The sequence below is a fragment of the Paenibacillus sp. GYB006 genome (assembly GCF_036577645.1).
GTDB lineage: Bacteria > Bacillota > Bacilli > Paenibacillales > Paenibacillaceae > Paenibacillus.
In genome coordinates, this window is the sequence record NZ_JARBDA010000002.1 from 320239 (window position 1) to 333301 (window position 13063).

Annotated in this window: 14 protein-coding genes; 8 read left to right on the forward strand and 6 right to left on the reverse strand. The window is 40.9% G+C overall.

From position 1 onward, the window contains the following. Positions 1-16 precede the first annotated feature (16 nt). The 3 genes from PV403_RS06970 to PV403_RS06980 all read right to left on the reverse strand — a co-directional run bounded on the left by PV403_RS06970 (position 17) and on the right by PV403_RS06980 (position 2660). The gene (locus tag PV403_RS06970) at positions 17-595 is read right to left on the reverse strand and encodes a sugar O-acetyltransferase (protein ID WP_213531413.1); all 579 of its coding nucleotides are present in this window, start codon (positions 593-595) and stop codon (positions 17-19) included. 108 nt (positions 596-703) lie between these two features. After that, entirely contained in the window at positions 704-1648 is a 945-nt protein-coding gene (locus PV403_RS06975) for an aldo/keto reductase (protein WP_332083997.1), read from the reverse strand. Positions 1649-1661: 13 nt separating this feature from the next. Continuing rightward, on the reverse strand, positions 1662-2660 hold the full coding sequence (locus PV403_RS06980) for a Gfo/Idh/MocA family protein (protein WP_332083998.1): 999 nt from the start codon (positions 2658-2660) through the stop codon (positions 1662-1664). Between the two features lie 126 nt (positions 2661-2786). Here PV403_RS06980 and PV403_RS06985 point away from each other — a divergent pair, with 126 nt between their 5' ends. Then, positions 2787-3626 carry a helix-turn-helix transcriptional regulator gene (locus PV403_RS06985; RefSeq protein WP_332083999.1) on the forward strand — a complete coding sequence of 280 codons (840 nt, stop codon included), beginning with the start codon at positions 2787-2789 and terminating at the stop codon, positions 3624-3626. 179 nt (positions 3627-3805) lie between these two features. Beyond that, positions 3806-4294 carry a GyrI-like domain-containing protein gene (locus PV403_RS06990; RefSeq protein ID WP_332084000.1) on the forward strand — a complete coding sequence of 163 codons (489 nt, stop codon included), beginning with the start codon at positions 3806-3808 and terminating at the stop codon, positions 4292-4294. A gap of 31 nt (positions 4295-4325) precedes the next feature. Here PV403_RS06990 and PV403_RS06995 read toward each other — a convergent pair whose 3' ends face one another. Both PV403_RS06995 and PV403_RS07000 read right to left on the reverse strand, forming a co-directional pair. Next, positions 4326-4619, reverse strand: a complete 294-nt coding sequence (locus PV403_RS06995) for a hypothetical protein (protein ID WP_332084001.1) — start codon at positions 4617-4619, stop codon at positions 4326-4328. Positions 4620-4721: 102 nt separating this feature from the next. Next, positions 4722-6443, reverse strand: coding sequence for an ABC transporter substrate-binding protein (locus PV403_RS07000; protein WP_332084002.1), 1722 nt, complete (start codon positions 6441-6443; stop codon positions 4722-4724). A 119-nt stretch (positions 6444-6562) separates the two neighbouring features. Between PV403_RS07000 and PV403_RS07005 the strand changes: the two genes are divergently transcribed. From PV403_RS07005 to yidC, 6 genes are all read left to right on the forward strand, one after another. Continuing rightward, positions 6563-8167, forward strand: coding sequence for a DUF4153 domain-containing protein (locus tag PV403_RS07005; protein ID WP_332084003.1), 1605 nt, complete (start codon positions 6563-6565; stop codon positions 8165-8167). A gap of 23 nt (positions 8168-8190) precedes the next feature. Beyond that, positions 8191-8859, forward strand: a complete 669-nt coding sequence (locus PV403_RS07010) for an HD domain-containing protein (RefSeq protein WP_332084004.1) — start codon at positions 8191-8193, stop codon at positions 8857-8859. 180 nt (positions 8860-9039) lie between these two features. After that, positions 9040-10185: a stalk domain-containing protein gene (locus PV403_RS07015; protein WP_332084005.1), complete on the forward strand. Its 1146-nt coding sequence runs from the start codon at positions 9040-9042 to the stop codon at positions 10183-10185. A gap of 166 nt (positions 10186-10351) precedes the next feature. Beyond that, positions 10352-10540, forward strand: coding sequence for a hypothetical protein (locus PV403_RS07020; RefSeq protein ID WP_191799612.1), 189 nt, complete (start codon positions 10352-10354; stop codon positions 10538-10540). A gap of 349 nt (positions 10541-10889) precedes the next feature. Continuing rightward, positions 10890-11294, forward strand: a complete 405-nt coding sequence (locus PV403_RS07025) for a hypothetical protein (protein WP_332084006.1) — start codon at positions 10890-10892, stop codon at positions 11292-11294. Continuing rightward, positions 11194-12063 carry a membrane protein insertase YidC gene (yidC, locus tag PV403_RS07030; protein ID WP_332084007.1) on the forward strand — a complete coding sequence of 290 codons (870 nt, stop codon included), beginning with the start codon at positions 11194-11196 and terminating at the stop codon, positions 12061-12063. Before PV403_RS07025 ends, yidC begins: the two co-directional genes overlap by 101 nt. A gap of 54 nt (positions 12064-12117) precedes the next feature. Here yidC and rocF read toward each other — a convergent pair whose 3' ends face one another. Then, positions 12118-13026, reverse strand: coding sequence for an arginase (gene rocF, locus PV403_RS07035; RefSeq protein WP_332084008.1), 909 nt, complete (start codon positions 13024-13026; stop codon positions 12118-12120). Positions 13027-13063 lie beyond the last annotated feature (37 nt).

Here is a 13063-nt window from a genome sequence, read left to right on the forward strand (position 1 = left end):
GGGTAAAATACAGATTCTAGATCGCGTCTTGACTTACCTCAATTTTCTTCAAAATTCGTGCTGGATTTCCGCCAACGACGACGTTATCCGGTACATCTTTGGTTACAACCGAACCCGAAGCCACAACTACGTTGTTACCAATCGTAACGCCTGGGTTAATGATGGCGCGTCCCCCAATCCATACTTTATCTCCAATCGTGACGGGTGCGCCATATTCCTCACCTCGGTCACATCTGGAAGTCGGATCAAGCGGATGCGTTGCCGTGTATATATGAACTCCTGGACCAAGCAAGCAATATTTCCCTATGTTTACTTCGCATACATCAAGTATGACACAGTCGAAGTTTGCATAGAAATGATCACCTACATGGATATTATAGCCGTAGTCACAGCGGAATGTTGGTTCAATATAGAAATGTTCACCAACGGTTCCAAGCAGTTTTCTCATGATCTCGGCCCGATGTTCTGGGTCATTTTCAGTGGATTGATTATAGATTCTTGTAAGACGTCTTGCCTGCTCACGATCTTGTGTCAATTCAGCATCCCATGCTAAGTACAGTTCCCCTGCGAGCATTTTTTCTTTTTCTGTCTTCATCGAAAGCTCTCCTTTAACGATTGCTGCCATTCATAGAAAAATGTTAGTTTCATATCATTTAATGTTCAGTTTAGTGTACTCAGTCATGAGATGCAATGGATGACGAGTCTATTGATGAATAGAGTTCGCGGAAAGATCAAGCCACTCTACTTCCTCTCGAGTAAGCTGTATCTCAGCACCTCTTTGGCAGGACTCGAGTTCTGCTGGATTCTGAGCACCGATCAGGGCACAGGTTGGATAAGCTTGACTCAGTACATAGGCAAGAGCAATCTGGATGGTAGTGACTCCTTTTTTCTTAGCCAGCTCCTCGGCTCTGCGAAGTCGTTCCCAATTATCGTCATTGTAGAATACACGCACCAAATCTTCGTTGTCTGTTATTTCAGGAGTATACCGCCCTGTGAAAAATCCTCGTGCTTGGGAAGACCAAGAGAGAACGGGGATCTGGGTTTGTTCATGGAACTTGCTTGTCGCTTCGTCAACAGAAACACAGCCGTGCCAAAAAGGTTCTTTGGCTTTGGCTAGACTAAGATTAGGACTGCTGAAGGTAAATCCTTGCAGCCCGTTTGTCTTCGCATAGTGATTCGCTTCCTGAATCCGTTCCCAGGTCCAATTTGACGCGCCAGCAGCCCCGATCCGCCCTGCATCAATATGTTCATTGAGTGCTTCGATAATATGTTCAACAGGAACAGATGGATCATCCCGGTGAAGGCCGTATAGTTCAATATGATCTGTCCCAAGCCGTTCTAGACTTACAGACAGGTCGTGGTCGATTGCTGCTTTATGAACTCTTGCTCCCGTACGATCTGGATGAGCACCTTTGGTAAAAATAACGATCTCGTCACGATTATTCATTTCTTTCAAATACCTGCCGATAACTTCTTCACTTTGTCCTCCGCAATAAATATGAGCAGTATCAATGGTATTTCCACCAATCGCAAGGAAAGCATTCAAGTTGGTTACGACCTGATCATAGTTGTCATGACGAAAATAATCCGTTCCTTTTATGAGCCGAGAGACAGGTTTGCGAGAACCTTTGATCGTTATTTTTTCCATGGACGGTTCCTCCCTATAGTTCGATTCGTTTCCGTTGCTCGGCTGAGCGCAGGGCAGATTCCAGTACTTTCATGTTAAAAACAGCATCTTGTGGATCAAATTTAGGCTTGCTTCCATCCAGTACAACATCAGCAAAATCATCAGCCATTAAGGCATAATGATTCACTCGTGGGACTTCTACCACCCGATTACCGAGTTTTCCTGTGATCGAGAAGGAAGAATCGGTGTCTGGATCACTCGCAAAAGCGGAAGGGACTTTAAGTACGCCATCTGTGCCGAGCACTTCCATCTCATTTCGGAAAGCAGCCCACATTCCGCAGTCAAAGATGAGAGAGATGGAATTCGGGAATTCAACAAAACCTGAAGTCATCATGTCTACTCCGCCATGCTTCTCTGAGAACAATGCTTGTGCGGTTACCGCCTCCGGTTCTTGACCGATGAGAAGTCTTGCTACGCTGATCGGATAGCAGCCTACATCGTAGAGGGAACCGCCGCCCCAATCTTTATGATAGCGAATATTTTCCGTGTTAGCAGCACTATTGAAAGTGAAGTTCGCATGAATTCCGCGCAGCTCTCCAATCTCTCCAGATTGAATAGCATCTTGAATCATTTGATACCTAGGATGATGCCGATACATGAATGCTTCAGCAAGATGAACACCAGCTTTCTGACATGCTTCCACCATTTTCTCAGCTTCCGCTGAATTCAGTGCAATCGGCTTTTCGCATAAAATATGTTTACCGGCTTCTGCCGCACGTAAGGTCCATTCAAGATGAAGATGATTCGGCAGCGGGATATATACTGCATCAATATCATCGCTCGCGAGTAATGCTTCATAACTTCCAAAAGCGTTTTCGATATGTAACTCTTTTGCCGCTTCATCTGCTTTTTCTTGATTTCGGCTTGCTATTGCGACAACTTCATTTCGGATGGAACCGCGAATTCCCGGAATTACCGATCTTTTCGCAATACTGGCTGTTCCAAGAATGCCCCAACGTAACGTTTGATTCATGTTTTTACCTACCTTCTGATATATTATTATCATGATATTGTCATTGTATTGAATTCTATTCAAATTTAAAATGATAATATTTTGCAGTTTATTAACACAATATTGTCTTTATAAGGGAGACCAGCGATGGAACGCCAAAGTCACTTAGTTACGATAACAGATCAGCGATTTTTTTGTTACCCTGAGTCTGTCGGCATGTTTAGCAATACCCCCAAACATTCGGTAACCCGTGAGAAAGGGGCCCTTAATAATTTTAATATTCACTACGTAGCAGCTGGCAAAGGTTATGTGGAGATGGAGGGGGCTGTATACGAACTTGAGGAAGGTGACGCCTTTTTGTATTTTCCTTTACAGGAACAAAGGTATTACAGCAGTACGAGTGAACCTTGGGATATCAGATGGGTGCATTTTTATGGAAGCAGCAGTTTAACTGACTATATGCTTGGGCGCGGGTTTCAGGATCACCGGATCTGGACGCTCCGTCAGCCGGAAGGGTGGAAGAAAGCGCATTTGGACCTGCTTACCGAAGCGGAGAATCATAAAATGCTGAACCCGACCATTCTATCTACATTAACCTATGCCGTAATTACAGAGTTTGTCCACCAAGCAGAAGCGCATACGAAGAGCAGAACCGGACGTTCTACGGACCGAATTACGAAACTGCTGCCTAAAATTCAAAAAGAAGCGGCAAGTCCGTTTATTTTAGAAAATTGGGCGGAAGAAGCAGGGGTCAGTGTCCATTACTTTTGTAAATTATTTAAAAAAGCGATGCAAATGACGCCGATGGATTTTATAACGCAGTGCCGTATTCAAATGGCGAAGCAAGCATTGCTGGAACATACAGAAAGAACAATCGGTCAGATCGCTTCCGAAACAGGATATCCAAGCGCCAGTTATTTTAATCGTCGGTTTCTTGAACATGAAGGGATGACTCCAACCGAATATCGGAGATTATTTGGAAAATAAAACGGAGTTACCTTAAATCGAATGAGATAGATAACGAAATGTGTTCAGTGATGTGGGAGGAGAGGAAGAACGAAAATTTGATGTTTGTATTATGGGAACATTTGTTCTATAATAAGGAAGTTGATTTGTTCTAACTATAAATTTCCTATCAGACCGTAATCTAGGAGGCGCTACTATTTATGTCTAGTGTACTAAGTAAGAATGAGGTCATCCGTCATCGTGAATTTCGTTTCTTGGGTAAGGCAGCAGTGACCAGCAACCGAGCTGAATTGAAGGGAGAAGGGATAATTCCTTCACTTTGGTCTAATTTTTATGCAAACAATGTACTAGAACGTATACCAAACAAAATAAATTCATCAATTATTGCCTTATATACGAAGTATGAATCAGATGAGACCGGTGCCTATACAATTGCGCTAGGAACAGAGATTATAGAAGGACAAGCTGTCCCTTCTGGATTAGAAGAATGGGTAGTTCCTGAATCTAAATATGTTGTGTTTACGACGCGTATAGGTCCGGTACAAGAAGTTGTTGTTGAGACTTGGCAGGAGATATGGGAATGGTCTAAATATAACGAGCGGGCATTTCAGTCAGATTTTGAGTTGTATGATCTGCGTTCAGTTGATCCAATGAATGGCCAAGTCGATATTTATATCTCCGTTAAGTAATGATTTAGTTGCTGATTGAAGTGGAGTACCGTTAGGTGTGTAACGTAGCTTTGTTATTATTCCGCTTTTTGTTTCTACTGAAGAACAAGACCCACCATATAAGTAAATATAAGTATCCTATACTTACATAGATAGACCAGGTGGAACCTTGCAGCAACTGATGAAATAAGTGTTCCAATTCATTATGTCCTTCCGCTCTTCCGATGCTGTTGACGATACTAATTAAAGGCACAGTTACAGTTACTATAATCGCGAGTACAGACCAAATAAGCATCTTCATTCGAAACGCACTAAATAAAGCAGTTCCGAGTGTTACCCACTCCATTTACTTACCTCCATCTTAGATCGTTTCATACAGGATAGTGAGTAGAGTAAACTTCCCTTAAAGCTTCTTGCGCTAAATCTGCATATAACAAGGGAGTTTACTCTATCGTATGGAAGCAGGGAACCAAACATGCCGGAGATCAATCCATCCCTGACTTCCTAGCTTTATCCCACGGATACCGGGCAATACTGCTGTTTCAAATGGTTTGTCATATAGGATATGAAGGATGCTTTCTTCCATGAGCATAAGTTCCAGATCGATTAATTTGGTGAGACGGTTGCTCGGATTCTTTGTCCGTTCGATTTCTCGTAATCTCGTCAGAATCGGATTCTGAAGATCCTGTCCTACATGAGAAGATATTGTCAAATAAAGATCATGTCTACGGAGTGATTCGTCTTGATCGAGCAGAAGCGAAAAGAGAATCAGATCGGCTTCCATACGAACAGGCCCTTTAAACAATTCCACAGGTACAATTTTAACCTTGCAGTTATATCCGTTTTTTTCTAGCTGATAAGCAATGATAGCGGCATCTTTTCGGTACTGAGGAATGGTAGCGAGTATAAGGGGGATGCCTGATTCCTCACGGTTATCCTTAGACCCATTGAAGGGTTCTAGTACATATTCTGACGCAGACAGGCTTATACTCGTTAGCACTTTTTTTCGGATATTTGGATCCTGAAGCGGTCCGTCTTTTTTGGTATTACAAGTAACTAGCTTCCGTACAAAGGATTTGCTTAAAGCCTGTGTATCCCCTGTATAATTGGCAGAATTTCCTCCAAGTAGAACAGGAAACAAAGGATTAGAAGTTTCCGCTAAATCTGAATCTTGATCTTGTATGTTCCAAGGGACTTGAATGATTTCTACCACGTCAAGATGCGGTCTCGTTTTGAAATAGTCTGGAAAAGCCTCCAAGATACACATACTTGTATTATGCTCGGTTATTCGGAATGGTCCAGTACCGTATATGTTGGTTAAATTTTGAACAGACTCTTGCTGTTCTAGATTCTGATCTGAAGGAACAATGGCAGCCCGGGTGGTACATAAAAAAGAAGGGAAGTACTCGTTAGCTTGATGCAGAGTAAATTCAACACACCGACTGGAGATCGCAGTCACCGAAGCAATGGATTGAATTACAAAATGGTATAGCAAGGGTTCATTACATCTCTTTAGTCTATTAAATGTATAAAGAACATCTTCGGCATGAAGTGTTTTTCCGTGATGAAATCTTACCTCTTTTCTCAAATAAAAGGTCCATACTTTTCGGTCATCACTCACCTCGTATTCATGTGCGAGATGGGGCAGGATTGCTCCAGTTTCTGGATCTGAGGTGAGTAAACCATCAAATACATGACTTGATACAAATGACTCAGCAAGCAGGTTGATTCGAAGCGGATCAAGCTCGTGAATCTGCTGACGTAAGGGAAGACGCAAGATATCCCACTGTTCACCCACTCCATTCTGCTTGGAATGGTGTCCAAAATAACTCATGAGCCAACCCTGTAAACGTTCAGGTAGTCGAGTAGAGTTTGTATACGTTTTAATATCATCCATCACTTTCTTCATTTCATGACGATCGATCGCTTTTATCATCGTAAGCGCTGCAATTTCTTCAGGATCGACCCGAAAAAATAACTCTGAACGTTTGCCTCGTCCTCTTTGTGCATGCCATTCAATCCAGCCGCTTGCTTCCATTTTACGGATTATATTGAGGGCATTTCGATGTGTGCATTCAAGGGTCAGCGCAAGTTCATCCAGTGTAATCTGCACCGAAGGTTCAGCTCCATAATAACCATGTAATCGCAAAAATTGAGAATGTAATTTCATTACGCTACACCTCCGTTTATAAAATACGAAAATTCTAGAGATTATCTTTCTATTTATTTTCTTATTTTATCACCTAAGATAAAAGGTATAAACCAATTTCACTTCGGAGGTTGTAACGTATGAATCTTGCATTGCCAATCTGGAGGTCTCCCATAAGGAATCTGATGACATTGTTAGCTGCGTGTATACTAGCAATCCTGCATCAGTATTTATTTTATGGACACATACCTGGTATTTCAGTTCCTATTTTTGTTCTCTTTTTTTATGGGTTTATGTTAATGTTTGCGGGCGATCGTCTTGTCCCATACACCAAATTCAACGGATTACTTTCTTTGGTCATTGTCATGTTGTCATTTTCCTATGTTCTATTTGATCAATTTTTCTTTCATTTTCTTAATTTGCTTGTTCTCCCAATTCTTATAGCGATTCACCTTACCATGTGGATGGGATATCAGACGAGAGATTGGTTCCAAAAAGGGATTATTTATGACACTCTGCTTCATGTAATTCCTAGAAATTTCAGACACTTTCCTACCGCATTTTCGAGTGTTACTTCTTTTATTTCTGAGAAGATGGCTGAGGGTACTAGGAAAACAGTTCTCAAGATATTTATTGGTGTGGCCATTTCAGCACCGTTGCTCGTTTTAGTTATCACATTACTTTCATCCGCAGATGGTTTATTTGAAGCCTTTTTAGGTTCGATTCCGAACTGGCTAAATCAGATCACGTACAGTGAAGGCTTTTTCCGTCTGACATGGGTATTTATCTTTACGCTGCTGTTTTTTGGTTATGTGACTGGTTTTGTTAAGCCGGAATCGCAGAAAGAACAGATTATGAATTCATTTTCTAAGGAAGATGACTCTGATGACGTAGAGAAAGGAGCTATTTCCGCTGACAGAGTCCCGGTACAATCACAAAATGAGTGCAATTCGAAGAATGAAGAGATTGAGCCGAAGACGCTGTTGCTTGATCCTGTTATTAGCGCTACGGTCCTTGTACTCATTAATATCGTATATATTATCTTTATTGTGCTTCAATTCTCTTATCTATTCGGAGCTTGGGAGGGAGCACTGCCTGAGGGAATCACTTATGCGGATTATGCACGAAAAGGGTTTGCTGAACTGATGCTTGTGGCTCTGCTTAATTTCACCATACTGATGACGGTTCTTTTGCATACCGCAGAGAGCAACCCTATAGTAAGGCGCATCAATCATTTCATGACGTACATACTTGTGCTTAATTCCCTAATTATTTTGTATTCCGCTTACTCCAGACTCCATATGTATGAAGAAGCGTACGGCTTTACGCACATCCGTTTTCTAGTTCATGTTTTTATGCTGTTTTTAGCTGTACTCATGATCATTGCAGGACTATGGATTCATAACAAGCGAATACCGCTTGCAAAATGTTATATTATTCTTGGGTTGATCGCTTATGTCATAGTGAACTATGCAGGGATGGATTCTTATATCGCTGAGAAAAATATTGAGAGATATCATCTTACGGGAGTACTTGACGAACCATTTTTAACTTCTCTTTCTGCAGACGCCGTTCCGATCTTGATCGAATTCAGTGACGAGTATCCACAAATGAATGATCATTTGAAAGGTCTTTATCAGGAGTTTGCAGGGCAGGAGAAAGCATGGCCCTCGTTTAATATGGCCGAATATAAAGCGCAGCAAGCAATAATCAAGCATTTATCATCCCAGCCTTCAGTCAAATAATCGTATAGAGCAGGAGATAGGATATGAATCAAAAGGTACTTACAAAACAAGAAGAAGCTCTGCTTGAAGCAGCAGAAGCATATGTAAAGCAAGAACTTAGCGGAGAAGGTACAGGGCACGACTATTGGCACATTTACCGTGTTGTTCAGACAGCAGAGAAAATCGCGATCGCAGAAGGAGCGGATCTTTATATCTGTAAACTGGCTGCCTATTTACACGATATCGCGGACGAGAAACTGAATCCTTCCAAAGAAGCGGGGATGTCTAAGGTAGATACATGGCTTAAAGAACATCATGTATCTGATGAAGATCGCTCGCATGTACTCGAGATTATAGGGAATATGTCTTATAACGGCGGGCATAATCCGCCTATGCGAACACTTGAAGGCAAGGTTGTTCAAGATGCGGATCGGCTGGATGCGATTGGTGCGATTTCTGTGGCTAGGGCTTTTGTATATGCCGGTTCCAAAGGGCATTTAATCTATGACCCAGAGGTAAAACCGAGAGAAGAAATGACACAGGAACAGTATCGTACAGGCAAAAATACAGCAATCAATCATTTTTATGAAAAACTTCTAAAGCTCAAGGACTTAATGAACACAAAACATGGAATTGAACTTGCTGAAAAAAGGCATCAATTTATGGAACAATATCTAGATCAATTCTTTAAGGAATGGGAAGGAAATGTTTAAAAACAGCAATTTATTTAACTGATATTGTTGCTTATACTGCTGAGACGTATAGACTATGCATTTATTTTACAAGATGCATAGTCTATTTTATTTTCCAATCCTATGAAACAAACTTCATATAACAACGTTATATATTTTATGAATGAGTACAGTACAGAGAATGAAGGGAGAGAAGGATAGATGAAAAGATTACATGTTCTTAAGATAGGGACAGCTGTTATTGCAGCAAATATATTATTCACATCACAGCCAGTGCAAGGAGCAGCTGCTTCAAGTCCTTCCTATGAACTAGTATTAGATTCAGGGAGTGTTATTGAAGGAAAAGCAGTAATCAAGCAAGGGGTTTCTTATTTGCCGCTTCTGCAGATCAGTAAGGATCTTTCATTATCCGCTACTTTAGATCAATCTGGGAAAAGAGTTACCGTCCTCAGTCCCTCCATGAATTTAGCAGTTAGACTAAACAGTAAGCAGGCAGTAGTTAATGGCAAGGGAACTACGATGTCAGCGGCTCCTTTTAAGAATGGACAAGAGATATACGTGCCCGCTTCTTTTCTTGTTTCCGCACTGAAGGGAGAAGGACTGACATATGACCGCTTGGCAAAGAAGTTATCCGCTACGGGTATATATTCGGGGAATGATTCCAGCGTTTATGGTGGACTACGGTACGAGATTAGCCAAGAGGGCAAACTTTTTACAATCAATGCAAAGGGGAAGAAAAACCAACTTTATGATTTTAAAAAAGAAATATATAATCAGCCCGTGTATCAATTTACGAAAACAGCGAAAGGCCTCGTTATCTTGAATATCTCTGATTATTATGGAGAGCCCATGCTGAATAAGCAAACTTTTACGGTTGTCATTAAGAATGGTGCTGTCATTAGACAGAGCTATGTGAAGTATTACAATCGTTTCGAAGAAAATGCAGTTCTGTCTGTAGATAAGAAGGAAATTGTTCTTACGGATGGAGATACGTTACGTATACTTGAAGATGGAACAGGAAAGATCTCTCAAACGTATGATTTGAAAAAACTGGGAGGCGAAGATGATACATACTTCGTAGAAGCGGTTGACAAAGAGTACCTGCTTATTCGCCCAAATAAAAAAGGATTGCTAACCTATATTGATCGTCCTACGGGAGAGCAGAGTTTACTTTATAAAAAATTGCTAGGTAAAGCAGATCAGGAATATGCTGAAATCAACGACGTTCCATTTTTTGGCGATCAAATTAGGTTTACCGAACGTAAAGGGGATACCCTTACTTTTCATATCGGACCCATGACGGGAAACGCTTCTGATCAAACAATGAAGATTCTGCCGAGTTTATAAGCTGCTGAATAAGGAAGAGACCTTCTGTTATTCATCCATAACGGGAGGTCTCACTTATAAATCAAAAAAATACAGTGATATTTTTAATAATGTGAAAATAATCACAAACATATCTTGTTTCTCATGTTAAATTGAATTCAAGAGATAAAACAAGGAGATGAGAGAAATGAAAGCAATCGAAAATGACCAAGTAACCCGGAACTTACTCATGTACTGTTATACCTGTGAAGATGCAACATTTTGTACTACAGAAGAGGAGTGCAGAGCTTGCTGGGCCGACCAAGGAATGTTTGATGCAGAAGTAAACGATGGGGCAGGAGAAACACAGCAATTCCTTCGCATGGTACACATGTAAAGGTAAAGGGAGAAACCAACTGTATAGAAATTTAGAACCTACTGTAGAAAGACCATCCCGGTATAATTAAAAAAATAGAGATCATACCCGGAATAGAAGTAAGCCGAATATAGATTGTAGAGAGATTCACATCATAAAAAATGAATACAATCGTAAAAAGCAGAGAACTCCTGAGGTCAAAGCAGAGGGGTGTCTGCTTTTTTGGTTTTACACATATTTTCATAACTCTTTAAAAGGTATAATGAAATTGACACATTTATATTTCTTTTGTTATAAAATTGATGAAATTAATACCATTATTCATTTGTAAAAAGGATATAATAATAGTAGTTAAAGGAGGTGAATCCTTTTGTTATGGTTTGAGCTTCAAGAACTCCATGATTTTATTCCATATTTAGTATCGATCGGTTTGATTTTTGCTGTTACTTGTATTTCATTGTTACATCTATCAGGTGAACTTCGTAGACTTGGTGTGCAAGGCGAAGCCGTATGGCCTGAATATGTTCCTGAACCAATGCCGTCGGATGCCGATTTTTATGTAACATCCGTCATTTTGCTCCTTCGAAGATATAAAATAGCACCTGATGATGATTCTGATAAGTATCACTCCTCGTTATTGAATGATGCAAAACACAATAACGAGGAGGATATACATGGAAAAAGCAAAAGGATTCTTTCCTATTCAAAAACGGACGGTGCGGATTTACGCTATACTAGCAAGTTTACTAGCGGTATTTTTACTTTCAGGTTGTAGCTCTAATGTGAGTGAAATCAGTAGTACAACACCAGGGTTCTTTAATCACTATATTGTCTTTCCGATTTCTTATATCACACAGCATCTGGCGGGATGGTTTAACGGCAGTTATGGGCTAGCCATTATAGCTCTGACACTCATTGTTCGGCTGTTATTATTTCCGCTCATGATGCGTCAATCGAAATCACAGCAGAAAATGAAACGTGTAATGAAGGCAATGCAGCCTGAACTCGATGCGCTGAAAAAAAGCTATGAGAACAAGAAAGATACAGCCAGTCAGCAAAAAATGCAGCAAGAAATGATGGAACTTTATAAAAAACATCAGTTTAATCCACTTAATATTGGCTGTCTGCCTATATTAATTCAACTGCCGATTCTTTCGGGAGTGTATACTGCGATCAGACTTATGCCGGATATGAGCAGTCACTCGTTTTTATGGTTTAAACTTGGGGAACCAGATATGATACTGGCACTCATTGTAGCTGCCATTTACTTGCTTCAATCTCGCATATCTATGCAAGGAATGCCAGCAGAACAGAAGAAACAAATGGCCATCATGGGCTACATTTCACCGATCATGATGGCATTCTTCTCAATGAGTGCACCTGCAGCAATCCCGCTATACTGGATGGCAGGCGGTACTTTCCTTATTTTCCAGACACTTTTATTCCGTAAAATGTATCCGGTAGATCAAGGAACCGAAAATACGGAAGCAATATCACTTCCTGGTTCAAAATCGAAGAAAACTAAAGATCCCAATCCCGCATAATATAAAGAATCTAAAGAACAGCTTCCTGATTGGGAAAGCTGTTCTTTTTTATGTCTAGAGTATACGTTCACCAAGAAGTGATCCAATAAGACCGACCAGGAGCTCGGAAGAACGCTCATGATCATCAAAAAGGGGATTGTTCTCTACGATTTCAGCAGAAGTAAGAATGCTGGATTCGTAGAGCATTTCCATAGCAAGGTGTACTTCCCGGTAACTAAGCCCTCCAGGAACCGGAGTGCCTGTCGCCGGAGCAATCTGCGGATCTATACTATCAATATCAAAAGAAAGATGGACACCATCTGTTCCAGACGAGGAGATACGAATGGCTTCTTGCATTACATACGCCATACCAAGTTTGTCAATATCATGCATCGTATAGCAAGTAATGCCTTCTCTACGGATGAATTCTCGCTCTCCATAATCGATTGATCTTGCCCCTACAATAACGACATTTTTGGGATTGATGGACGACTTATTGCCGCCAATCGATGTAAGCTTTGGATCTCCCATCCCTAGATTGACAGCTAAGGACATGCCATGAATATTACCAGAAGGGGTAGTAAGCGGCGTGTTTAAATCCGAATGTGCATCCATCCAGATGATACCTAGACTCTGATGATGTTTTCTAAGTCCGCTAATCGTTCCAATCGCAATACTGTGATCTCCGCCAAGGATAAGGGGGAAAGCTCCATTATTAGATAAACGGTATACCTCGTCAGCAAGTTTGGAATGGACTAATATGTTCTCGTTTAGATGTTTCAATAGTGGGGAACTTGAATTACTTTCTTCTATAAAAGGGGGGAAGTGAATTTCTTGGAGTGTGTGTTTCATTTGGAGCGCATGCAGTTTGTTTACAAGTCCGGCCTTCAGAATGGCTTTTGGGCCTTGGCGAGTTCCTCGCTGACTCGCTCCAAGATCAAAGGGGACAGACAAAATAGATACAGGGGTATTTGGATTTTTCATAACCATGCCAACCTCCTCAAGACTTGAATAAATTCCT

Excerpts from the sequence above, each read along its gene's own strand:
- PV403_RS06970 (WP_213531413.1), bottom strand. The coding sequence starts at position 595 with ATGAAGACAGAAAAAGAAAAAATGCTCGCAGGGGAACTGTACTTAGCA.
- PV403_RS06975 (WP_332083997.1), bottom strand. The coding sequence starts at position 1,648 with ATGGAAAAAATAACGATCAAAGGTTCTCGCAAACCTGTCTCTCGGCTC.
- PV403_RS06980 (WP_332083998.1), bottom strand. The coding sequence starts at position 2,660 with ATGAATCAAACGTTACGTTGGGGCATTCTTGGAACAGCCAGTATTGCG.
- PV403_RS06985 (WP_332083999.1), top strand. The coding sequence starts at position 2,787 with ATGGAACGCCAAAGTCACTTAGTTACGATAACAGATCAGCGATTTTTT.
- PV403_RS06990 (WP_332084000.1), top strand. The coding sequence starts at position 3,806 with ATGTCTAGTGTACTAAGTAAGAATGAGGTCATCCGTCATCGTGAATTT.
- PV403_RS06995 (WP_332084001.1), bottom strand. The coding sequence starts at position 4,619 with ATGGAGTGGGTAACACTCGGAACTGCTTTATTTAGTGCGTTTCGAATG.
- PV403_RS07000 (WP_332084002.1), bottom strand. The coding sequence starts at position 6,443 with ATGAAATTACATTCTCAATTTTTGCGATTACATGGTTATTATGGAGCT.
- PV403_RS07005 (WP_332084003.1), top strand. The coding sequence starts at position 6,563 with ATGAATCTTGCATTGCCAATCTGGAGGTCTCCCATAAGGAATCTGATG.
- PV403_RS07010 (WP_332084004.1), top strand. The coding sequence starts at position 8,191 with ATGAATCAAAAGGTACTTACAAAACAAGAAGAAGCTCTGCTTGAAGCA.
- PV403_RS07015 (WP_332084005.1), top strand. The coding sequence starts at position 9,040 with ATGAAAAGATTACATGTTCTTAAGATAGGGACAGCTGTTATTGCAGCA.
- PV403_RS07020 (WP_191799612.1), top strand. The coding sequence starts at position 10,352 with ATGAAAGCAATCGAAAATGACCAAGTAACCCGGAACTTACTCATGTAC.
- yidC (WP_332084007.1), top strand. The coding sequence starts at position 11,194 with ATGGAAAAAGCAAAAGGATTCTTTCCTATTCAAAAACGGACGGTGCGG.
- rocF (WP_332084008.1), bottom strand. The coding sequence starts at position 13,026 with ATGAAAAATCCAAATACCCCTGTATCTATTTTGTCTGTCCCCTTTGAT.